Genomic DNA, 22,235 nt, shown 5'->3' with positions numbered 1-22,235 from the left:
CCCATTAAGTTCTGCCCTATTTCCAACAATTCGCGTGTTTACTGTAATGTTAGGCTAAGTTTTATCCTCGCGTTCTTCAGGGCGTTTACATAAATGCACAGCATAGCGAAAGATTTCATCCTCAAGCGGAGGAGTCAAAGGGGGTGCTTTCCTATTCCTGCTTGCTTGCTCGTAATCATATGCATATCTAAGCAAATCATTATCACTGTATGCAGGCACGATAAAAGTCAGATTTACAATAATGGACCCGTAAAACCAACACATGATGAGGAGGTGTTCTGCTCATGCCCGTGGTCTTAAAAGAAGAAAAATTGATGAATGAAGATTGCTTCTATTCATAACTAAGAAGAGTGGAAATAAAGGTTTCCGGTAGCAACAACAGGGCAAATGCAGGGCTATTTCGGCCATAAATCCCCCGGAGCCCCTTAAAGCCCCGGGACCTTTTAAACTTTATCTTCCAATATGCTGATTACATTTCGACAACCAGACGGGCCGCTTCACCATTAGCCAATTTATCAAATCCTTCGTTGATTTTTTCAAATGGTAACGTATCTGTTAAAAGCCGGTCAACAGGAAGCCGGCCTTGTTTGTACAATTCAATAAAACGGGGAATATCACGGGAAGGCACACAACTTCCCAAATAAGACCCTTTGACCGTACGTTCTTCAGCAGTTAACGTGACTTGCGGAAATGAAAATTGATGGCTGGGATCAGGCAACCCTGTTGTTACTGTCATCCCTCCTCTTTTTGTAATCCGATAAGCGGTCTCCATTGCGGGAACAGCACCCGCTGTTTCAAATGCATAATCAACACCACCGTCTGTTGCTGAACGAATTTCTTTAATCACATCCGGATTTCGGGAATTAAATGTTTCAGTTGCGCCTAGTTTTTTGGCAATCTCAAGTTTTTGGGTATTAATATCCACCGCAATAACTTTTCTTGCTCCTGCTAACACCGCACCAAGCAATGCGTTAAGTCCAATTCCACCCAGACCCACCACGGCAACACTGCTTCCAGGTTTGACCCTTGCTGTGTTGATGACTGCACCTACCCCGGTAATCACAGCACAACCAAAGATAGCAACTTTGCTAAATGGGATTTCAGGATCAACCTTGACAACAGAATTTCTGGAAACCACCGCATACTCCGCAAAACCTGAAACTCCAAGATGATGGTTGATCTCTTTGCCATTTTTCTTAAGGCGTCGCCCTCCCGACAACATTTCCCCTTCATTGTTGGCCTTCGCACCCGGTTCACATAATGCAGGACGTCCTTCTTGACAAGGGAGACAGTGACCGCAGCTGGGAACAAAAGAACAAACAACATGATCACCGGGTTTTAAATCCGTAATACCTTCCCCCGCTTCAATCACTTCACCTGCTGCTTCATGACCAAGAGCCATTGGCATCGGCCTTGGCCGGCTTCCATTTATGACTGAAAGGTCTGAATGGCATAAACCAGCGGCCCTAATTTTTATCAAGAGTTCCCCCTGTTTAGGAGGTTCCAATTTCAATGTCTCAATCTTTAACGGCTGGCTTTCCTTATAAGGGGCTGGCAACCCCATTTCATACAAAACAGCTGCCCGTGTCTCCATTTATGAAACCCCTTCCAAAATTATTCATAGTAACCCTCGGTAGATTTTCGAAATGTCTCAAACTGATGGGCATCATGTCCGTACCAAACAACAGAATTTGTTTCCTTTGCTAAACGCCTTATTTTTTCAACAGCTTTTGCCCACCCTACAGAATCATATAAAATTCCTGGCGGTTTAATTGGAGGCCCGTAGCTCTCTGCGGTATAAATGGCGTCAGAGGCAAGAATAATAGACCCGGTCTCAGGCATATTAACTTGTAACCCAATCAATCCCCATGCATGGCCGCTACCAAAATTTATAATTCTTACGCCTTCTACCAGCTCTAAATAGTCTTCATAAGGTTTAATGGTTTGCCACTGAAGATTATTTTTAATCCATGCATTTATATCAGCCCAGATATAGGCGCCTTCGCTTTGGTTACGAGCAAAAACCCGCAACGCACCATTTAATTCATCATCATGAACAATGATGGTTGCGTTCGTAAACATTTCCAGACAACCCGCGTGATCCAAATGAAGATGGGACGCCACCACATACTTTATGTCCTCCGGCCGGACATTTAATTGCTCTAATCGATTGTGTAAGTAACACTCTTCGCTTGCAGTCCATGGGAATCCTTTTTGTGTAGCCTCATTCCACCGTCCTTCCGGTCCCATTGAATCGGGATTGCAGGAAGTATCAAATAAAATTTTTCCTTCCGGATGATCAATTAGCACTGTATAAATCGGAAATTCTACCATTTCATTTGGGGCATTGGGATGATCGACAGTTGCTTGATTTGATCCCGCAATCATTAGGTTTTTGTCCATTCTCATTCGCCCATTGTCCATAACATAAAGTTTGGGCCTGGGTTTCTTAATGTTTACCATTGCCATTCCTCCTTGTGGGATATCAATGATTTTTCATTGTCCTTACCAAAAATAATCTGCCAGTTTACATCCTGTTACGTAGTTTAGCAAGTATATCTAACCACCCCATTCCTAATTATTCAATCCATTAAATGCAAAAACCATGCCATTTGAAAAGCCCGCCATACTTTAATTGATTATTTTTATCGGTGAAAAATTCCACCTAATTACGAATTATATTGAAATTCAAAAGAAGGTTTTTCTACAAGTAATACAGAATCGTTATTGGTGAAGCATGTCACCATTAATATAAAAAAATCACCAATTACGAGGAGGTTAACTTGATGAAATCTCTTATTCCGGAAAACAGATTATGGGAAAATATCTTTTCATCAATGTACAATGGCCTTGTTGTCATTGACAAAAACAACAAAATATTAATGATGAATTCATCTGCAGAAGAACTATTGAATATCAAATGCAAGAACGATCCGGATATACACATTCGAAATATTATCCCAAAAACCGAACTGCCTGGCATGGCTAAACAGAGGAATACCAATGCAGGTGAAGAGATAGTAATAAATAACAGACGGCTTTTAATAAATAGAACACCACTCTATGAAAATCATAAATTATTAGGAGCAATCATTGTAATTCAAGATATAACGCAAATGGAACGATATCGTGATCATCTAAAAAAGATGGAAGCCATCATAGAATTTTCAACAGATGGTATTTACGTTACAGATCATAACGGTATAACCATTTTAGTGAATTCGGAATATGAGAATATTACGGGTTTTAAAAGAGAAGAACTAATCGGAAATCACATGGCAGATTTAATGGAACAAGGATATATAGATCAATCCGTATCATTGCTGGTCCTTGAAAGAAAAAAGCGAATCTCGATCATGCAAAAAATTAATGGGAAAAAAGATGTTATTGTTACTGGAAATCCCGTATTTGATGAAACCGGTAATATTGAGATGGTAGTGACGAGCGTAAGAGACATCACCCATCTTAATGACATGAGGCAAGAACTCGAGAAAGCAAAATATTTTTCCGAACTCAACTACAATCGATATACTTTTAAAATGAATGACCCGCGCCAGCCGATAATTTTTAAAAGCCAAAAAATGAGGCAAATATATGATGAAGTTAAACTAATTTCCCCACACCCTACAAGTGTGCTCATATCCGGCGAATCAGGAACAGGAAAAGAAGTCGTCGCTAACCTGATTCATAAGTTAAGTGATAGAAAAGATAAACCTTTTATTAAGGTCAATTGTGGTGCGATTCCGGAATCTCTCATGGAATCAGAGCTTTTTGGGTACGAAAAAGGAGCTTTTACAGGCGGCTCGAGAGGAAGGGAAAATCGGACTTTTGGAATTAGCTAACGGTGGTACGATTATGTTAGACGAAATTGGTGAAATGCCTTTACAATTACAAGTAAAATTATTACGGACCCTCCAAGAAAAACAAATCCAAAGAATTGGAGGCAAAAGCCCGCGTAATTTGGATATCCGAATTATTTCAGTTACAAATCAGAATTTAAGAAAACTTGTAAAAGAAGGGAAATTCCGTGAGGATCTCTTTTATCGGTTACTCGTCGTAGAAATCGAAGTGCCTCCTTTAAGAGAAAGGCAAGAGGATATCGACGAATTAATTGACCATTACTTTCTCCATTATTGCAGGGAATATAAAATTAAAAAAAGCCTTTCAAGTGACACCAAAAATGTTTTGAGAAGCTATAACTGGCCGGGTAATGTCAGAGAGTTAAGGAACTTAATGGAGAGCATTGTAGTATCCATACCCGTAAATTGCATTGAAATTTCACATCTGCCTCCTCATATATATAATGCTTACAAAGACGCTAAACCAAATACAAAGTCTTTCTCAACCCTGAAAAATCAAGTTGAACAGTTTGAAATGCAAGTCATACGGGACTCCATTCAAGAAAATAAATCAATTCGCAAGGCGGCTGAAAAGTTGGGCGTAAGCCATTCTACACTGGTCAAAAAAATGAAAAGGTGGAAAATGATCATAGAATAATGTTGAATTACCAAAATCCACTAGCCTTTTCCCCTCCCCCTGAATGCATAAAGAATCTAAGATCTACTGAAACAGCTCAAAGATACTTGAAAAGTAATGCTGCCCATCAATATTCTGGCAAAAAACAGCCGTTTCTAATAGAACTTACTATGGAACGGCTATTTTTTTCAGGGGTGCCCACTCCTCATCCATGTCCCCAGATAACCTTCCAATACGAATTCTTTTAACCCAGTCCATCAACGATGGCCATTTTTCAGGGGTATGGCTGGCTTTTACCTGGAAAAAAGCTTTATACCAGACATATGCCGTTCTGCGGCCATGGTGTCATGTCCGTACAATTCGGAAATTCGATGTCCTCAGCGGCTTTTTCAATATCTGCTGAGTGGGCGGGGGAAGGCGGATCAAAGTAAGCCTTCTCTTATCCAAGCATTCACTTCCTATGAAACCAAAGCTGAGTATCCATTAATTTCACCATCATCCTCACGCAAGCCGGTACACGACAAATTTTTCGTATGGATTATGCTTGTATAAAAGCGTTAGCGGGACTTCGAGTTTTTTTTCAAATGGTGTATGGTCTTCAAGGAAGTAAATATAGCCCTGCGACGGATAATATAAAATAATGTCTGTTTCCCGGTATGCTTCTTCCACCGAGCGTAAAATATTTTGCACAACCTTCATAAAGATTTGAACAGAAAACGGATTAAAAAAGTAAAAACGGTTGTCGTCCGGCAGTATCTTATAATTTTCGGCAAGGCAACATATAAACCGAATACGGGCGGGCTGGACCGGGAATTTTCTCTCATAGCGTTTCTTGTTTTCGAGGGCTTCCCGGTACAACCATTCATTCATTTCAATGCCGGTCACGGTTGCGCGAAACAAATGATGGATATAAAAATTGAGCCGCCCTTTGCCGCAACCGAAGTCTACCACATGGTCGCTTTTATCCAGTTCATAATGATCGAACAGTTCATCAAGCGCATGATAAGGCGTCGGCTCATAACGGTTGTAATGCAGTGATGCATTAAACCCTTTTTGCTCACCGGTTGTTTTGATATGCAAAATTCCGTCAAAGTAGGAATCGTTCATTGTTTCGCTCCTGTTTTTTCTTGATAAAAGACCGGCCCTGCTGTTTATAAAGGGGCAATTGCCTGTTCCAGCCCGTACGGTGACAAATCCAGTTCTGTTTTCCGGCCGAGCGCAATCCTTGCAAGCTCAGCGCCGAAAAAAGGGCCGGCCGTTAAGCCGGATGCCCCGAGCCCGTTTGCACAAAGTAGCCCATCATAACCGGGCCATGTGCCGATCACAGGCAAAAACCCCGGCGTGAACGGCCGGAATCCGACTTTCACATCAACAAGGGAAGCTTCAGCCAAACCCGGTGCAACCGGCAGCACTTTATTTAAAACTTCGTGGACCCCGCCGGCTGTTGTGTGCAAATCAAAAGCTTCCGTGTTTTCATGGGTGGCGCCGGCAATGATACGGCCGCCTTCGAATGCCAGCAAATACTGATCATTCGGCGGCATGACGACCGGCCAGCTGCTTGTGTCCATACCTTGCAGTTTTAAATGGAGAATCTGCGCTTTTTGGTGGCTGACTTGAAAAGCCGCACTGAGCGGTTTGAACAAATCTTTTGCCCATGCACCCGCTGCCACAATTGTTTTGTCCGCATGCAGCGTGCGGCTTCCGACTTCAACCCCGATGACTTTTCTGCCTTCCACAAGCAGCCGGGCATTGCCATGAATGACTTTGGCTCCGCGTTTGCAAGCAGCATTTAACAGGCAATTGCGCAATGCCTTCCCGTTTACGCGCGCGGCACCGCCGGCATAGACCGCACTGAACCCTTCGTCCAGAATCGGAAACATGGCATGCGTCTCGGCGGCAGACAGCCGTTTTACTTCCCCGATTTCAGGCGCATCTTCCATTCGCTTTAACGCGCGTTCCTGCATTTTATCAAGCTTTTCTTCATCTGTATGTATGCTGAGAGCGCCAGTCCGTTTATAACCGGTTTCCGTCTCCCCGTCTTTTTCCAATTGGGCAATTAAATCAGGATAGTATTTTGCACCTGCTTTTGCGAGCCGGTACCAGTCTTTGTTGCGCCGCTGCGACAGCCACGGGCATATGATGCCGGCAGCCGCTTCCGTTGCCTGCCCGGGATCCGCCCGGTCAACCAGTGTAACAACTGCGCCTGCTTTTGCAAGATGGTATACAGCAGATGCCCCAAGCACCCCGCCGCCAATTACGATATATGATAGCATGAGTTACGCCTGCTTTCTGTAAAATAAGATTTGCTTTAAAATATCCAAATCAATGGCCTGGTCATCATGAACAGCGATATTCTGAAACCCAACCATTGCCTTTCATTTTGCGGCCGTTTCTTCATTGATCAACCCCGTTCGCTTTCAGCAGATCAAAAGCCTCCCTGCTCGTCTGTGGGAGCCCGAGCTGTTCTTTTGCAGCAATGTGCATGGGCCAAGTCAATCGATGCTTCACAAGCACGCTGGATATTGAGAATGATGGAGTCCTGTTTCGTAAAGTCCTCTAAACTTGCAGGAGAGCCGCTAATACACTTCCCGGACACGTTTCAGGCAGCGCTCAATGGTACTTATCTTATTCAAGACCACTTCATCTTCCATACACAGCCCCGTTTTTTGCAATATTTTTCAATATTTAGGCACGTTCCTCGTTAAGCTTTGCATACAAACGATACGCCAGCATTCGTTTTACATTCAGGGCATTTTCATTTTTCATATCCATGACGATGCCGGTTGCAAAAATCTGCGCCTGAAATACAGTAGGGGCCTGGTTCAGATCAATAAGATCGACATCCTTATTTAATCTATCTGCAAGTTCCTGGGCAAATAAAAAACATTCATAGGGTGCCAGTATACCGCCTTCTTTGTAAAAGCGATGTCAACATCACTATCCGGCCGGGCATATCTTTTGCATACGAACCGAACAATGATAAAATCCGGATCTATTTTTTCTTTTAAAAAAGCAATGATTTCCCTCCGCAAGTTCGGCGCCTCCCTGTACATGGTACTCATCCCTATTATACGAACAAACCGGAAAAAAAGCGAAAAATCCCCGTGCAAACAGGGATTTTCATTTTCGCTTACTTTATGATGTTTTGCCTGCACTTATTTCGGGCTTGCTGAATAAGCAAAAGTCCTAGACTTGGTAAGGATACTGACAGCTTTGGCCGAACTTTAAATGCAAGGGTTTTATAAAAAATGCAGGAAAAACTTTGCACTCTAAAGCTGATTCAACATACAGAGAGGACAGAATAAAGCATTTTCGCAGATGCATTCTCCTATGATATTGAGGTAGAGCTTGCTGACAAATCAGATACAAGCCATAATCGGATTCGTTCAGCAAGCCCTATTTCAACGACATATCCAGAACCATCCTGCCTTGTATTCTACCTTCTTCCATTTCCTTAAAAACATCTCCAATTTCTTCCAGCCTGCGCGTTTGCACAACCGGGACGACTTTTCCTTCCGCACCGAACATAAAAGCTTCCTCAAGGTCTTTTCTTGTGCCAACCAAAGACCCGACGACTTCTATCCCGTCAAGGACTGTTTTCACAATTTCAAGATCCATTGTTTCCGGAGGGAGCCCGACAGCAACGACTTTTGACACCGGCCGTACGGAGTGGACAGCCTGGTTGAATGCCTGTTTCGAAACAGCCGTTACCACTGCAGCATGCGCGCCGCCAACTTCTTTCTGAATCCACTCAGCCGGATCGCCATCCGTTTTGGAATTAAAGGTGAGATCAGCACCGACTTCTTTTGCCAGTGAAAGTTTGTCGTCATTGATATCGACCGCAATGACTTTCGCATTAAATACATGTTTGGCGTACTGGACAGCAAGGTTCCCGAGGCCCCCTGCTCCATAAATGGCAATCCATTCGCCCGGCTTCACATCTGCGACTTTAATAGCTTTATAAGTGGTTACACCGGCACAAGTAATGCTTGTCGCCTGCCTTGGATCCAGCCCTTCCGGCACTTTTACGGCGTAATCCGCTTTGACAATGCATTGCTCTGCCATGGCCCCGTCGACACTGTAGCCTGCATTTTTCACATTACGGCAAAATGTTTCATTTCCCGTTAAACAGTATTCACAATGTCCGCAGCCTTCAAAAAACCAGGCAACGCTTACACGATCGCCCACTTTAAGAGAAGTGACACCATCCGCGACTTCCCTGACAATGCCGACCCCTTCATGGCCGAGAATGCGTCCCGGCACATCGCCAAAGTCGCCCTTTGCCACATGCAAATCCGTATGGCAGACACCGCAGTATTCGATATCCACCAAAGCTTCCCCGTACTCAAGCGGACGCAACTGCACATCTTTGACCTCTACCAGCTTTTGCTTATCAGAACTGACGACTGCTGCTCTCATGCGCATCCCTCCAGAACATATTCGTTGGATATTTCGCAATCTTGTTTTTATTATAATGGCTGCTCTCTGGGCGATCAATATTTTTTGAAAAATTTTATGATTTTCCCTCTTCGTATATGTCTAGCTTACCTCCCTTGAAACAGGGTATAAATATAGAAACCTTTCTGCCATACTGCGATGAGAAAATAGGTGAGTACGTATGAATATGGACAAGCTGAGTCAAGTGACACCTGGTGTTTACAAGATTGAAGAAAATTATGTTGGCGAAGCCATGAAGAACCTTCGGGAAAACCAATTGATCATTCAAGGCGATATTTTTTGGCACAGCCATGAAACAAAGAAAGTGAAACTGATGAAGCGTGCCAGTTATTTAGTCGGATACAATCCGTTCATGAAAATGGATTACGACTATTTAATAGAATTAAAAAGTTTGCTGGAAATTTTGCTTGAAGACAAAGATCCTGACCTCGTCCATTGCACAATTAAAAATGCCAGATGGATTACAAAAGATTATATATACACGATCACGGATAACAAAATCAACATTGAAGTGAACCTGGCTTAACTTTTTAGGGCAGGGCCTTTGTGAAGGCTTTTACAAAGCAGGGGGCCCGGAGCCTCTGGGCCCCGGCGCCGAAATCCAGATCATGAAAGGAGCGCAGGCAAAGACAAGGCTTTAATTTAAACTTACTTGAATGAACAGACAGGCTTGGCGGTTTAACCCCCGGGCCTGGTTTCAGGATACAAAGTGAAACAGGGTTGGGCTTTTTAAACCACAGAAACAAAAAATTTATCATTTTGACGAACCTCGAGGATGATGTTTTCATGTGTGCGTCGTAAACGAATTCATCCCCTTTTTTGCATAGAGAACTTTTATGTTGCCTTCTGAATCCTGACTCCCAGCTCATCCAGCTCATCCATCACATTATACGGAATTTTTACAGGCCCTGCCCCGGCAGCTTCAAGTGCAGGAGCAAACCCTGTATTGACTTTCAGATTCCCGGTCTTGGCAACTTTCGCAGCTGTGCCCAGTTTGCTGAGGCCTTTGTCGCCAAGAAGAGAAATTCCAATAGAAGCAAGCCCGTAGGTGAAGAACTCAGTCCGGCTTTTGGCATCGCCGTGGATGACATCCCGTTCAAAAGCTTTTTGGACAGCAAGCCCCATATACTTTGCCATATCGACCGATTTATGTGCAGTGCTTTTCAACGTTGCAATTGGGGAGGATAAGCGCTTGTTTCCATCATTTCCGAGTGCAGCATAAGTATCTTGATCTAAAACGGACTTTCCTAATGATACAAGACCAGTGTAAATTTCACCGACGGTCTTTCCGGCGCCGTCATAAAATCCATTCCAAACGTCAACCAGCAGCGGATCATCCGGATTTTCTGAACCGGGGATGGCCTCTTTTGGGATTTCATTGACCAGTTCATAATAGGGCTGCTTGCTCGCGGGCTTGCGGTATTCCATCACCATGGCTCCGTCTTCATAGAAATGGAACTTAACGGACAAATGGCCTTCAAAGTCCTTGCCGTCTACGGTTTGAACCGGTTTTACGCCGGCTTTCTGAATGAGCCCGCCTTCCAAACTGCGGTAGGCTTCGGTTGTGACAAACTGTTTCGGGTTGTAAGTGGCAATATCAAACGAACCATCACCCGCCATCGATTCCATCTGCCGGACAAACTTCGCCATTGCGTCGATGTCTTGGTCTAAAGCTTCAAGGGAGCGGGTGGCTTTTGTATCAAAGTCATATAGCTGTTCCAGCGTCCTGGTTGCTTTTTTCCGCGCTTTTTGGATTGGATACAGTTTTTCATCAATGTCCAGTTTGGGCAGTGCAACAAGATCCGAAACTTCCTGCATTGCAGTATTGGCATCCTCCAGCAAATGGCCAATGGTATTCTCCAGTTTTTTCAATGCGGGGATGACGCTGTCCTGGATAAAAGCTTCCTGAATATAGCCGTTCAGATCAGGCTCGAAAGCTGATAAGTCTTTAAGAATCTGGTTCAGCTGCCCATTGTACCTGGCTAAAAATGACTGCAGGTACATAAGGAACGGCTGGTGAAAATCCCGGAAGTAGCCGCGTATGGCATTCCCGGCCTTTCCTTTAAATGCATCTTCCATATTTACAAAAGAGTCGATCGCCTGCTGGAGGCCCGTGATTTGTTCAGCCTTCTCCTTCAGAGCCCTTTGCGTGTCCGTGGCCGCTTGTTCAAATGCTTGGACATCAAGAATTTTCATTGCTTCACCTGCTCATCGCCCGGCCTTCGAAACCTTTTTCCAATTGTTCATCATATTCTTTCATGGCATGGACGGCTTTTTTAGCTGCAGCCTCATTTTTTAATGTGACGGCCTGATATGCAGTGAACAGGTTCTCCAGTTTTTGGTTCAAATAAGCAAGCTGCTGAAGGGAAGGTAAAGGATACGAACCCCTGCCATCCATTGAAATGTCCAAATTTTGGGCTTGTGAGCGAATCTTTGCAAGCGACTTTACAACTGATTCGAACTGGATTTTGACATCCATCTTCACACCTCTTTTTTGCGCATTTTTACAATTTCGGCTTGGATGGCTTTTTCAATCTGGATGTTTTGAGTGGTGAACTTGCTGATTTTCTCGTCCAGCAGTTGCAGGGCTGAATTGATTTGCTTTTCCGTTGCGTTATAGCTTTCAAGCAGTTCGTTTTTTCGGACTGCCTGGAACTGCTTCGCGAGTTGCCCCTCCCAGGTTGAGGCGGACAGGGCGGGCTGGAGAGAGCGCTTTTCTTTCTCCGCCAGTGCGTGCTTTGATTCCAGCAATGCCTGTTTGCTTTTTTTCAGACGTTCCAATTCTTCCTGGTTTTGTGAGAGTTGAAGATTCATTAACGGAATGATACTCATGTTTACCCCCGGATTTCGTAATATTTTGGTTTTATTATCCAGCGAAGCGGAAACGTTGTCAATTTGGTGAACGGCGGCACATAGGTAAATGGAAGGGGGAGATGAAAGAAAAACACAGAAATATGCACTTATTTGAAAGCCAATCTGATTCTTTTTCCATAAAATTTTCCAAATAACGGCAATAAAATAGGCCATTCGATGCAGATTTTAGAATGGCCATTTTGCAATCTTTCATTGTGGCACACAAAAGTTTACAGGGGGACTAGATCTTGCATAACTCGGCATAAAAGCATCACCTCTTTTTTCTCCAAAATTAAATGTTAAAATAGAAGAAAAAAATAAATGGTGTGGTTCAATTCACCTGAAGGCTTAACGAATCTCTCTTATCATATACGACACATGAAGGATTTGATAGGTTTTCTATTCGATCTGTATCCAATAGAAGGTTTCTCGGGCAATTTCTGGTTTGGTTTGGATGGAGGGAAGGAAAACGGCAAAACTAAAGGAGAAAGATAAAGAATGATACATATTCTATTTGGTGCCTCCGCTTCAGGCAGCTTGAAACATGCATTAAGAAAAATGGGGCTTGACAAGAAGGATAAGGTCATCTCCTTTTCGGATATATTTTCCATTGGCCCCATTTACAAGTTAAATAAGGAAATCGGAGTTAAGTCCAGATTTAAGTGGATGGAAAAGTGCATGAGTGATGAATTTGATGAACTTCCAGATTATCTCAAAGAATTTAAAAGATCACTCAATCAGATCATCTCAGTAGCTGAAGGGGAGCATGTAACAATTTGGGCCGCTGATAATGCACACGAACAAGCAGGATTGCGATTTGCTGTATATCTTTTAAAAGATAAAAATATTGATATAACCGTTATAAATACGTCAAAAGAGTATGAAAAGCGATTTCCGGTAAAAAAGGTCAAATATACATTGCTTCATTCAGGCGAAATGATCCCTGAAAAATTCCAACACTTATATGAACATGGAACTGGAAATCTGTTAACGGACCATGATAGAATAAGTTTGAAAAAAGAATGGCTTAATCTTGCAGAAACCCGGGAGACTTTACGGATTTGGCAGAATGGAAGAATATTTGGCGTTTCAGAAGACTATTTCGATGAATTTATTACAGGCAAAGTAAAAAAACTGCATGGTACAGGAAAGGAAAGAGCATTTATAAAATCAGCCCGGGTCATTGGTGAGGTAATTGGGCATTTAGACCAATACGTGGGGGATTCATTTCTCGAATATCGCGTAAGAAAGCTAATTGAAGCTGGCGTATTTGAATCGAAAGGCCGACTTGAAGCGATGCGCTTTTACAGCATAAGACTTAAATGCTGACATTATGGTTGCAAAGTATAAATGATTGCTTCCTGGAATAGAAATGCAGAATCATAACATAAAAATGTTCTCCATGGTCTTGCACGAAAACTGCAGCGAGAACCGGATTCTAAATAGGCAGTGATTACCAGCAACAGAGGAAGCAGCAGATCTTTTTCCCTCTTTTCAACTAATGATTCCATGAAACAGTACATTTATTTCATTGCCCCTTCCCCGGTTTTTCCGGGGAAGGGCCTTTAGTATACCCAACTTTTGTGAATTAACGCGGCAGCCTTGCCCGCCTGTCCGGAATCGGGTCCAATGCCCCTTCTGCGCAATTTTGATACCAATACGCAACGGTTGACACGTCATCTTCCCTTTCAAATAGGTGAATATCATCATTTCCTATTTGCTGTAATGTTACTTTTAAATTTTCCCTGAATCCGTGACGAAATTTCCGCTTAAAGGCAAACAAATCGCATAAAATTTAGTATAATTGGTATATCAGACAAATTAAATTCATTCCACATTCAGGTGATCTCATGAAAAAGTTTGTGATAGAACCCACAAAAGAACGAATTGTTGCCCAAGCTGGCTTAGCGATAGTAGGAAATTTACTAAATCAAACGAATTTAGTTTCCAGGTTGAATGCCTATAAACTCCCTGATATCTCCCGGTATCCGGCTTGTTCCAATGGCGATGTGGCTAAATCTTATATCGGCTTGCTTTGCCAGGGAAAAAGTGATTATGACAATATTGAAACCTTCCGTGATGATGCTTTTTTTGCACTGGCTTTGGATATCCAGAGGGTTCCTTCCAGCCCGACTCTCAGGCAACGATTGGACCAGGCCGCCTTGGTGGAAAAATGGAAAACGATCTTGCACGAAGAATCGCTGGATCTGATTCGCCATACAAATGCGGAAATCAGCCCGGTTTACGCCAAAGACAAGCCGTATATCCCGGTTGATCTGGATGTCTCCCCTTTCGATAACTCCAAGACAAAAAAGGAAGGGGTAGAAAGAACCTATAAAGGCTGTGACGGTTATGCCCCTATGTTCGCTTACATGGGACAGGAAGGTTACTGCCTGCATGTTGAGATGCGAAAGGGAAGTGTCCACTGCCAAAAAGGTACACCAAATTTCATCCAGGAAACCATTCAATCTGCCCGGAAACTAACAGATCAGCCATTGCTTTTCAGGCTTGATTCCGGAAATGACAGCCGGGATAATCTCATTATTCTCCTAGAAAACCATGCAAGCTTTATTATCAAACGCAATCCCCGTAAGGAAAAAGCTGAGGACTGGCTGTACATTGCCCGAAAATATGGGATCTGTTGTGAAGAACGGGAAGGAAAGAAGGTTTACCTTGGATCCATCCCCGAAACCATTCAAATTAAGGACCAGGAGCGAAGCATCCGAAAAGTTTTTAAAGTGACCGAAAGAACCATCTCAAGAGACGGACAAATTTTTTTAATTCCCGAGTATGAATTTGAAACCTACTGGACGGACCTTGAAGTGCCGCCTCATGTGGTGATCTCTCTTTATCATAACCATGGCACTTGCGAACAGTTCCATAGTGAAATTAAATCAGAACTGGATCTCGAACGGCTGCCGTCAGGCAAATATGAAACGAATGGCCTTGTGCTCCATTTCGGTGTATTTGCGTATAACCTGCTTCGCTTGATTGGACAAGAAAGCTTGAAAAAACAAGATACGCCATTGAAAAAGAAAACAACAAGAAGAAGAAGAATCCGAACCGTCATCCAGAATATGATCACACTGGCCTCAAAGCTGGTTTTCCGTGGCCGGCAATGGAAATTAAAAGTCGCGGAGACCAACAAATGGTTACCGGTCTTTACTCGTTTGTATCAAGCCTTTTACTAAACATCCCGATCAATAGACTACTAGGAAAAAAGAAATAAAAAAACGAAAACTTGCAAAAAATGGAAATTTACAGGTTTATTTGGCGTGCACAAAAACGAGTGAAACAGGGAAATTTTCACATACTGAATCACTAAAAGTGCATTTATCGAATAGTCGGACACCACTATATCCTTACTCTTGGGAAATCTACCTATTAACGGCGTTTGTTATATTTTCGTCACGGATTCAGGTAATCCGTAAAGTTCCATTAATGAGTTTTGTAATGGAGTAGCTGTTAATAATAATTTTGGAAAACCTCCTGTTGCAGAACGTAATGCACGAGCAATTTTATTAGATTTTTTATAAACATTTCTTAAACGGTGTGCCTCATCAAAAATTATTAAATCCCAATTAACTCGTCTTAATTCAATTGCTTTATTTTTCGCAAAATATAACGACGTTATAACTACCATATCTTGTTGATAAAAAGGATTCATTATTCCAGCAGCTTGCATCTCTTTAAAATTTTTATTTTCTAAAACAATAGATGGTATGTAAAATTTTTCCAATAATTCTTGACTCCATTGTTTACGTAAAGGAGGCGGTACTATAATTAAAATATTTCTTTTCCTTTCAGCCCACAATTGACTAACAATTAGTCCTGCCTCAATAGTTTTTCCTAATCCAACCTCATCTGCCAATAATGCGCCTCTTTCAAGTGGTGCGCGAAAAGCAAATAATGCTGCTTCAACTTGATGGGGATTTAAATCCACCGTTGCATTTATTAACGATTGGTTGAGTCGTCCAATTGAAGAAGAAGAGTTTTGTTTAGTTAATTCATATGCATAGTATTGGCTATGATAATATGTACTCATTTAACCTCCCCCATTTCAAATATCCTGTACAAATATACTTTCCATTGATATCATTAGTTCTATTTTACCATATTACAAAGATGTCTATCTATTTCACCTAATAATTACGTATGTGTCAAGTTTTTCTCGATAAGGTTTAAATATCGGGATTCCAAGACACTCTTTTTGTACACTTTCGTATAGATTGATAACGGGGGTGTTGATGCGCGCGAAATTCACTCGCTTTCCGCGGGCGGCCGGCGAGCCTCCTCGCTCGTACCTCGCTGCGGGGTCTCTCCTGGCCCGCTTTTCCCGCAGGAGTCTCGTAAATTTCGCGCGCATCAACGATCAGTCCCCCACATACCAGGCTTAAAACGAAAGCTCTAATATTTTGCTTAAATGCCCCATTGCCGATGAACGGCTTGAATGCAGGGAAACTGATCCGTGCTTTACGCCGATTGACGGGCGTACAGGCTGCTTGAATCGTTGAGACATCCTGATGGATTGTTGCAAGCTCCGTTGCTTTCTCGCGCTTCTTGAACGGTGTTTCAGATAGGTTTCCTGCAATGTCCCGTTAAGCATGCCCTGTTTCACCTTTACCATGGCTTCGGCGCCAGCTTTACTCCAATGCATCCCCCTTTTCTTCATTCTGAATGAGATATGCCTTTGATTTGATTCCATTGCCCCCAGGCCTCTCGCACCTTCCGGCACGTTCTCTACCTTGTCCCTCCAGTCAAAAATGCGGTCCCAGTTTTTTAGGATGTACGAACGAAACTCCTTGACTTTCTTAAGGCTCTTTTCATCCGTCAATGTGCTTTCATGCGTATCCAAATACAATGTGAATTGGTCTAGGTCATGCGTTCTAATCGCTTTTCTAATTTGCTCTTTGATCTCGCTCTTTCCGCCCCCGAATGTCCTTACGATGGCTTGTGCAACATGGTAGGTATCCAGCTGGTTGAGCACCGGATATTCCGACTGTGAGAATGCTGTTTGAAACCGTTCAGCTGTATACCCTGCACCTCCATCGCTGTTTGTAATGACATGCGCTTTTTCAAGAGAGTAGGTGTTGGCAGCTTTGGCTTGCACTTCATCCCAAAATGTCTGGATTGCTTCCGTCGTCATGATAACTGTTGGCTGACGCAGGGAGACCCTTTTGCCATTGGCTTCCCATCCCTCATAGAGAATGGCGTGGTGGACTTCCATACTCTGTTTCTTTTTCAGTCCCCGGACAAATACACCATCTGCCTCGGAAAACAGATAGTCTACCTTCTTCCCACCAGGCAGTGAGGCAGCTACTTCCAGCTCTTCTACAAGTGCCCTGTCAGCTTCCGCCTGTGTTTTTCCTACGCGTTTCACCATTTTCCCTACAGTTGTGTGACTAAGGCTCACTGCTGTCCATTCTTTTAAAACATCAGCTACCTTCCGATAGGTGTTCTCGCTTGCCAGCTCTGCCACCTTCAATTCCACTAACGGGCTGTATCTCTGATGTGGTACCAGCCCCAAGCATTCATCCAGAGGGTAATGCGAACCCCCTCTCTTGTCATGCATGAATGAGCGTTTAAAATTCACACTTCCAAATAGAAACTGAACGCTCCTGTAATCACTCCGGCAGTACTGCCAGCCTTCCGCCTGTTTCTTCAGTCTAATCGTTTGATCTAACTTCTCAAATACGTCCCCAACCCATTGTGTAAAAACTTTTTGCATCAGAATTTTAACCTGTTCTTCAAATTCAATAAGACTCTTTGTATCCTTTAATAATCCAGCAATTATTGATATAATATCCATGGGAAGACCTCTCTCTAGATGTTCATTTCATGGTGTACATTTAGATGATAGAGTGTCTTCCTATTTTTTTCCACTCATCTGCCCCTGCGAGTAAAATTTTACACATACTCATCTCCCACCTACTCATTGGTGCGATTCGCACCTTCACATTCCTTGAGGATGGGAGACTTCTTTCGGAAAGCCGTTAAATTGACCTTTTTCTTTTAAATATCGATAGGTATATTGCAGCTCGTCCCTTGGCATTATGCCTTCTTTTACTGCCGTTTCGTATTCTCGCAGCCAATAATCTTTCTGATCGTAATTTTCAAGCATATTGAGCAAGATAAATAATGAGACTTCTTTAAACCGCTGCTGGATATTACTTTTAAAATAGCTGATGGCTGCCTCATATTCGCATAATGCTATCTTCAGCCTAAAAACAGTTTCAACAAGATCATTTATTTTTCGCTCGCGGCTATATTCGTGATTATCCCATGTTTCCTTTGCAGGCGCTATCGTTCGCTGTTTCAGTCCTATTAGTAACTGATGACATTGTTCAATAGCTATTTCTTTCGCATCTGCGGTTCTCAGATTCGCAATGAATACATTGATTAGATCTGACCGCAGCGTGTCCATGTCCAGATAACAATTAATCACTTGTTTTATAGCAAAACTTATAGACTCACTATTAATTCCGGTACTAAATTTTCTTTTTAGGAGAATATCGAATAATTCAACTTGCGCAATACCAACAGATCTAAAGGGATTTTCTGTGTTAAAGATCAAATAGCCACATCCATAACACAACATTTCATACAGTTCTTCCAGTAGATCTGTAGCTCGTTTTCCCTCCTTTCCTGCAACGGGTACCTGTTGCAAATGCTTTATGTATGATTTGACTTTGAATCGCCACTTGGAACGATCCTTTTTGCTGACATAGTGATTAGGGATGACATAATTTTGCTTATAAGCGTTTTGGAGCAACTGCTCAATTTCACGTTCCAAATCATTGACGTTAACATCCTTAACTTTTTTTCTTTTCATCTTTTCGGCTTCTTTGTACCGCTGAAAATCTTCCAACATCATGTCAACTGTTTTTTCATCACGCACTTTTTTCGGAATTGACTTATACAATTCGACAATAATCTTACTTAAATCGTCCTTACTGTATTTTTCAATAAGCTTTCTTAGTTCAGTGACACGCATTAACATCGCTCCTTTGTTTAAGGCTTAGTTACCTTAATTTAGAATGAGTTGGGACACGCATTCGATATGCGTCGTATGCGGAAACATGTCAACAGGCTGTACGTCCGCTGTACGGTATCCTCCGTCTTCCAGGATCCGCAAGTCTCTTGCCAGTGTTGCCGGGTTGCAGGAGACATAGACGACCTTTTTCGGCTTCATCTCTAGAATCGTCTGCAGCAGGGCTTCATCACAGCCTTTGCGCGGCGGGTCGACCACTAAGACATCTGCCTTGTTGCCTGCCTCGTACCATTTTGAGATGACCGTTTCCGCTGTGCCCGCTTCAAACTCCACATTCGTGATGACGTTGAGCGCCGCATTGCGTTTTGCATCTTCAATCGCTTCCGGAACGACTTCGACTCCGAACACTTTGCGGGCTTTTTGCGCCAAAAACAGTGAGATCGTGCCGATACCGCAATAGGCGTCAATCACCGACTCGTTGCCGTTCAAACCCGCGTATTCAAGGGCTTTATCATAAAGCACCTTTGTCTGGACGGGATTGACTTGGTAAAAAGAAAGCGCGGAGATGGCGAATTTCACATCCCCGATTTTATCGTAAATGGCCTCATTTCCCCACAGTACTTTGGTTCTCTCCCCCAAAATCACGTTTGTGCGCCTCGGGTTGACGTTGTGCACGATTGACTTCACCTGTTTCAGGCGCGACACAATCGCATCCACGAGTTTTTTCTGGTGCGGCAGTTCCGCTGTTCTCGTGATCAGCACGACCATCAGCTCGCCGGTCTCCCTCCCGTAACGCGCCATGATGTGGCGGAGGACGCCGCTGTGATGTTCTTCGTCGTAAGCCGGGATGCGAAGTTCCCGGCAGATTTCTTTTACTGCCCGGACAGCTTCGTTTACCGCCGGAAGCTGGATTACGCTCTCATCGGCATCGAGTATTTCATGGGTTCTCGGTTTGAAAAAGCCGGCTACGAGTTTTCCGTCTTTTTCGCCGACCGGCACCTGGGCTTTGTTCCGGTAATGCCACGGGTTGTCCATGCCGATAATCGGGTGGATGCGGGCGCCTTCAATTTTCCCAATCCGGGCAAGTGCCTGGCGCACCTGATTTTCCTTGTACTTGAGCTGGCCGGTATAGCTTATATGCGCAAGCTGGCAGCCGCCGTATTTCGGCGCCTCTTCTTTCGGGATATCGACACGGTACGGGCTCTTTTCGTACAGCTCAAGGAGGCGGCCGATCCCGTAGTTCTTGTTGGCTTTGATGACTTTAATACGAGCTTTCTCCCCCGGCAGGCCGTTTTTAATAAACAGCGGGTAGCCGTCCACCTTCGCTACCCCTGCGCCGTCATGCGTCAAATCTTCAAAAACAACCTCTATTTCTTCGTTCTTTTGGACCGGTAATGTTTTTTTCATGGCTGTCTTCCTTTTCGTCTTAATGGCTACGAAAATTTTAACATATAGCGGCCTTGAATGCGAAAAACAATCCGTTGCCGCAGACTGTTTTCTTGAATATTCGGCCGGTTTTAAAAATACACCTTTATTAAACAGATATTATGATGATAAAATGTTGTTGAAAGGACCAAAAACAAAGGGGGAAACGCTTCTTGAGTGATCAAACATTAAAAATGATTTCCATCGCCATTTATATGGTGCTGATGCTCTGGATCGGCTGGGTGGCTTACCGGCGGACGAGCAACCTCGATGATTATATGCTCGGCGGTCGTTCGCTCGGCCCTGCTGTTGCCGCTTTAAGCGCAGGCGCTGCTGATATGAGCGGCTGGCTGTTGATGGGATTGCCGGGGGGCATTTATCTGACCGGGCTTGCCGATGCATGGATTGCGATCGGGTTGACGATCGGGGCATATTTAAACTGGCGGCTTGTGGCACCGCGTCTCCGCTCCTATACAAAGGTGGCCGGTGATTCCATAACGATCCCTTCTTATCTTGAAAACCGTTTTAAAGACCCGACCAAAATGCTGCGGCTTGTTTCCGCACTTGTCATTTTAATTTTCTTCACGCTTTATGTTTCTTCTGGGATGGTATCCGGAGCCGTCTTTTTTGAAAACTCATTCCATACATCCTATTATGTAGGGTTGGTCATCGTGGCGGGCGTGGTTGTACTGTACACGCTTTTCGGCGGATTTCTCGCTGTTTCATGGACTGATTTTGTCCAGGGGCTGATCATGGTCATCGCACTCGTGCTCGTGCCGATTGTCGCTTTTACCAAAACGGGCGGGCCAGTTGAAACCTTCCATACCGTGAAATCGATCAATCCGGATTTGCTTGACTTTTTTAAAGGGACAACGGCATTGGGGATCATTTCCGCGCTCGCGTGGGGGCTCGGCTATGTCGGCCAGCCGCATATTATTGTCCGTTTCATGGCAATTAAATCGGTAAAAGAAACAAAAAGCGCGCGCAGAATCGGGATCAGCTGGATGATTTTATCGCTGATCGGCACATCCCTTACTGCGCTGATCGGGATCGCTTATTTCCATCAGCCCGGCCATAAATTGGAGAATCCGGAAACGGTTTTTATCCAGCTTGGGCAGATTTTATTCCATCCGCTCATTGCCGGATTTGTGCTGGCAGCAGTGCTTGCGGCGATTATGAGCACCGTCTCGTCCCAGCTGCTTGTCACTTCAAGTGCGCTGACAGAAGATCTGTATAAGCTCTTCTTCCGTCGCAATGCTTCGGATAAAGAGTCGGTATTTTTCGGAAGGCTCGCGGTGCTTGTTGTTTCTGTTGTCGCTGCATTGCTCGCTTTAAACCGCGATTCCACCATTTTGCAGCTTGTCAGCTATGCATGGGCCGGGTTTGGCGCATCATTCGGGCCGGTGATCTTTTTGAGCCTGTTCTGGCGCAAGATGAACCACTGGGGCGCCCTTTTCGGTATGATTGTGGGTGCCGTGACAGTGATTATCTGGACCGTGTCAGGAATGGATGCCAAATTGTACTCCATGGTACCGGGTTTTGCCTTTAACCTGATTGTCAGCATGGTGATCAGCATCGCAACCTACAAACACCATGCAGGCATTGAAGAAGAATTTAATGACAGCCTTTCCGCAATGAAAAAGGAAAGTTGATTGTAAAAAACGTCGGAAGCTTTTTATACTGCTTCCGGCTTTTTCAATGGAGCAGGGGTTGCACAAAATGCCGGGTTGGACTACAGATTTAAAAAACGCCGGCAGTCTGCGTGTATGCTTCCGGCGTTTAATCTTGTCCTACAGGCATTATTTCCAATCAGAGATGGCTCAGACTTCCAAAATCTGGGACTTCTTTCCGGTCTTTTCACCAAGGCGGTTGGTGCTAAAAACCCGCAATGGCAGTGTTTTCAAAAGCCGGCAACCTGCATACCCGCTTCCCGTTCTTTTGTCAGTCAGCCTTGTCCGGCGGGCGGATGTTGCCAATCAGAGATGGCACAGATTTTAAAAACCGGGACTGCTTCCGGTTTTTTACCAAGATG

The 22,235-nt window shown here is 43.8% G+C and carries 19 protein-coding genes and 1 pseudogene; 6 read left to right on the top strand and 14 right to left on the bottom strand.

Annotation, left to right across the window (positions count from 1 at the left end; genetic code table 11):
• Positions 1–469: 469 nt before the first annotated feature.
• Together ABR335_RS02300 and ahlS are read right to left on the bottom strand one after the other, a co-directional pair.
• Positions 470–1,594 (bottom strand): zinc-dependent alcohol dehydrogenase family protein, encoded by a 1,125-nt coding sequence (locus tag ABR335_RS02300; protein ID WP_342475431.1) that lies wholly within the window; start codon positions 1,592–1,594, stop codon positions 470–472.
• Positions 1,595–1,614: 20 nt separating this feature from the next.
• Positions 1,615–2,463: an AhlS family quorum-quenching N-acyl homoserine lactonase gene (gene ahlS / locus ABR335_RS02295; RefSeq protein ID WP_342475432.1), complete on the bottom strand. Its 849-nt coding sequence runs from the start codon at positions 2,461–2,463 to the stop codon at positions 1,615–1,617.
• A 323-nt stretch (positions 2,464–2,786) separates the two neighbouring features.
• On the opposite strand from ahlS, the gene ABR335_RS02290 reads away from it, so the two are divergent.
• On the top strand, positions 2,787–3,842 hold the full coding sequence (locus ABR335_RS02290) for a sigma 54-interacting transcriptional regulator (protein WP_350346468.1): 1,056 nt from the start codon (positions 2,787–2,789) through the stop codon (positions 3,840–3,842).
• Positions 3,772–4,497: a sigma 54-interacting transcriptional regulator gene (locus ABR335_RS02285; RefSeq protein WP_350346467.1), complete on the top strand. Its 726-nt coding sequence runs from the start codon at positions 3,772–3,774 to the stop codon at positions 4,495–4,497. The genes ABR335_RS02290 and ABR335_RS02285 overlap by 71 nt, the downstream gene beginning before the upstream one ends.
• A gap of 480 nt (positions 4,498–4,977) precedes the next feature.
• Here ABR335_RS02285 and ABR335_RS02280 read toward each other — a convergent pair whose 3' ends face one another.
• The 5 genes and pseudogenes from ABR335_RS02280 to adhP all read right to left on the bottom strand — a co-directional run bounded on the left by ABR335_RS02280 (position 4,978) and on the right by adhP (position 8,895).
• Complete coding sequence (locus tag ABR335_RS02280) at positions 4,978–5,583, bottom strand: class I SAM-dependent methyltransferase (protein ID WP_013860562.1); 606 nt, start codon at positions 5,581–5,583, stop codon at positions 4,978–4,980.
• 44 nt (positions 5,584–5,627) lie between these two features.
• Positions 5,628–6,749: an NAD(P)/FAD-dependent oxidoreductase gene (locus ABR335_RS02275; protein ID WP_350346466.1), complete on the bottom strand. Its 1,122-nt coding sequence runs from the start codon at positions 6,747–6,749 to the stop codon at positions 5,628–5,630.
• Positions 6,750–6,752: 3 nt separating this feature from the next.
• A pseudogene (hepT, locus tag ABR335_RS02270) lies at positions 6,753–7,127 on the bottom strand (type VII toxin-antitoxin system HepT family RNase toxin).
• A 34-nt stretch (positions 7,128–7,161) separates the two neighbouring features.
• Positions 7,162–7,377: a nucleotidyltransferase domain-containing protein gene (locus ABR335_RS02265; RefSeq protein WP_350346710.1), complete on the bottom strand. Its 216-nt coding sequence runs from the start codon at positions 7,375–7,377 to the stop codon at positions 7,162–7,164.
• Positions 7,378–7,872: 495 nt separating this feature from the next.
• On the bottom strand, positions 7,873–8,895 hold the full coding sequence (gene adhP / locus ABR335_RS02260; protein ID WP_350346465.1) for an alcohol dehydrogenase AdhP: 1,023 nt from the start codon (positions 8,893–8,895) through the stop codon (positions 7,873–7,875).
• 199 nt (positions 8,896–9,094) lie between these two features.
• Here adhP and ABR335_RS02255 point away from each other — a divergent pair, with 199 nt between their 5' ends.
• Positions 9,095–9,460: a hypothetical protein gene (locus ABR335_RS02255; RefSeq protein WP_350346464.1), complete on the top strand. Its 366-nt coding sequence runs from the start codon at positions 9,095–9,097 to the stop codon at positions 9,458–9,460.
• A 308-nt stretch (positions 9,461–9,768) separates the two neighbouring features.
• Here the strand turns inward: ABR335_RS02255 and ABR335_RS02250 are convergent, their stop codons facing one another.
• The 3 genes from ABR335_RS02250 to ABR335_RS02240 are packed head-to-tail and all read right to left on the bottom strand — an operon-like array spanning position 9,769 to position 11,766.
• A complete protein-coding gene (locus ABR335_RS02250) occupies positions 9,769–11,130 on the bottom strand; it encodes an LXG domain-containing protein (protein WP_350346463.1) in 1,362 nt (453 codons plus the stop codon).
• A gap of 4 nt (positions 11,131–11,134) precedes the next feature.
• Positions 11,135–11,413, bottom strand: a complete 279-nt coding sequence (locus ABR335_RS02245) for a DUF5344 family protein (protein WP_350346462.1) — start codon at positions 11,411–11,413, stop codon at positions 11,135–11,137.
• Between the two features lie 2 nt (positions 11,414–11,415).
• Positions 11,416–11,766, bottom strand: a complete 351-nt coding sequence (locus ABR335_RS02240; protein ID WP_350346461.1) for a YwqH-like family protein — start codon at positions 11,764–11,766, stop codon at positions 11,416–11,418.
• 519 nt (positions 11,767–12,285) lie between these two features.
• Here ABR335_RS02240 and ABR335_RS02235 point away from each other — a divergent pair.
• Positions 12,286–13,116, top strand: coding sequence for a DUF1835 domain-containing protein (locus ABR335_RS02235; protein WP_340703028.1), 831 nt, complete (start codon positions 12,286–12,288; stop codon positions 13,114–13,116).
• Positions 13,117–13,637: 521 nt separating this feature from the next.
• The gene (locus ABR335_RS02230; protein ID WP_350346460.1) at positions 13,638–14,978 is read left to right on the top strand and encodes an IS1380 family transposase; all 1,341 of its coding nucleotides are present in this window, start codon (positions 13,638–13,640) and stop codon (positions 14,976–14,978) included.
• A 206-nt stretch (positions 14,979–15,184) separates the two neighbouring features.
• Here the strand turns inward: ABR335_RS02230 and ABR335_RS02225 are convergent, their stop codons facing one another.
• The 4 genes from ABR335_RS02225 to rlmD all read right to left on the bottom strand — a co-directional run bounded on the left by ABR335_RS02225 (position 15,185) and on the right by rlmD (position 20,185).
• Positions 15,185–15,832, bottom strand: coding sequence for a DEAD/DEAH box helicase (locus ABR335_RS02225; RefSeq protein ID WP_350346459.1), 648 nt, complete (start codon positions 15,830–15,832; stop codon positions 15,185–15,187).
• Positions 15,833–16,180: 348 nt separating this feature from the next.
• Entirely contained in the window at positions 16,181–17,596 is a 1,416-nt protein-coding gene (locus tag ABR335_RS02220; protein ID WP_285958547.1) for an ISLre2 family transposase, read from the bottom strand.
• Between the two features lie 144 nt (positions 17,597–17,740).
• Positions 17,741–18,781 (bottom strand): hypothetical protein, encoded by a 1,041-nt coding sequence (locus tag ABR335_RS02215; RefSeq protein ID WP_350346458.1) that lies wholly within the window; start codon positions 18,779–18,781, stop codon positions 17,741–17,743.
• Between the two features lie 33 nt (positions 18,782–18,814).
• Positions 18,815–20,185: a 23S rRNA (uracil(1939)-C(5))-methyltransferase RlmD gene (gene rlmD / locus ABR335_RS02210; RefSeq protein WP_061575003.1), complete on the bottom strand. Its 1,371-nt coding sequence runs from the start codon at positions 20,183–20,185 to the stop codon at positions 18,815–18,817.
• A gap of 191 nt (positions 20,186–20,376) precedes the next feature.
• Between rlmD and putP the strand changes: the two genes are divergently transcribed.
• Complete coding sequence (gene putP / locus ABR335_RS02205) at positions 20,377–21,855, top strand: sodium/proline symporter PutP (RefSeq protein WP_350346457.1); 1,479 nt, start codon at positions 20,377–20,379, stop codon at positions 21,853–21,855.
• The last annotated feature ends 380 nt before the right edge of the window (positions 21,856–22,235 follow it).

This window comes from Heyndrickxia faecalis (assembly GCF_040267745.1).
Lineage (GTDB): Bacteria > Bacillota > Bacilli > Bacillales > Bacillaceae_C > Weizmannia > Weizmannia faecalis.
Note: the sequence above shows the minus strand (reverse complement) of the source record. Positions and strands in the feature narration are given on the sequence as shown.

Bases quoted from the DNA above. Each gene is read 5' to 3' on its own strand.
- adhP (WP_350346465.1), bottom strand. From the start codon at position 8,895: ATGAGAGCAGCAGTCGTCAGTTCTGATAAGCAAAAGCTGGTAGAGGTC.
- ABR335_RS02235 (WP_340703028.1), top strand. From the start codon at position 12,286: ATGATACATATTCTATTTGGTGCCTCCGCTTCAGGCAGCTTGAAACAT.
- ABR335_RS02240 (WP_350346461.1), bottom strand. From the start codon at position 11,766: ATGAGTATCATTCCGTTAATGAATCTTCAACTCTCACAAAACCAGGAA.
- ABR335_RS02250 (WP_350346463.1), bottom strand. From the start codon at position 11,130: ATGAAAATTCTTGATGTCCAAGCATTTGAACAAGCGGCCACGGACACG.
- ABR335_RS02225 (WP_350346459.1), bottom strand. From the start codon at position 15,832: ATGAGTACATATTATCATAGCCAATACTATGCATATGAATTAACTAAA.
- ABR335_RS02245 (WP_350346462.1), bottom strand. From the start codon at position 11,413: ATGGATGTCAAAATCCAGTTCGAATCAGTTGTAAAGTCGCTTGCAAAG.
- ABR335_RS02280 (WP_013860562.1), bottom strand. From the start codon at position 5,583: ATGAACGATTCCTACTTTGACGGAATTTTGCATATCAAAACAACCGGT.
- ABR335_RS02300 (WP_342475431.1), bottom strand. From the start codon at position 1,594: ATGGAGACACGGGCAGCTGTTTTGTATGAAATGGGGTTGCCAGCCCCT.
- ABR335_RS02230 (WP_350346460.1), top strand. From the start codon at position 13,638: ATGAAAAAGTTTGTGATAGAACCCACAAAAGAACGAATTGTTGCCCAA.
- ABR335_RS02275 (WP_350346466.1), bottom strand. From the start codon at position 6,749: ATGCTATCATATATCGTAATTGGCGGCGGGGTGCTTGGGGCATCTGCT.
- ABR335_RS02220 (WP_285958547.1), bottom strand. From the start codon at position 17,596: ATGGATATTATATCAATAATTGCTGGATTATTAAAGGATACAAAGAGT.
- ABR335_RS02255 (WP_350346464.1), top strand. From the start codon at position 9,095: ATGAATATGGACAAGCTGAGTCAAGTGACACCTGGTGTTTACAAGATT.
- ahlS (WP_342475432.1), bottom strand. From the start codon at position 2,463: ATGGTAAACATTAAGAAACCCAGGCCCAAACTTTATGTTATGGACAAT.
- ABR335_RS02215 (WP_350346458.1), bottom strand. From the start codon at position 18,781: ATGCGTGTCACTGAACTAAGAAAGCTTATTGAAAAATACAGTAAGGAC.
- ABR335_RS02290 (WP_350346468.1), top strand. From the start codon at position 2,787: ATGAAATCTCTTATTCCGGAAAACAGATTATGGGAAAATATCTTTTCA.
- rlmD (WP_061575003.1), bottom strand. From the start codon at position 20,185: ATGAAAAAAACATTACCGGTCCAAAAGAACGAAGAAATAGAGGTTGTT.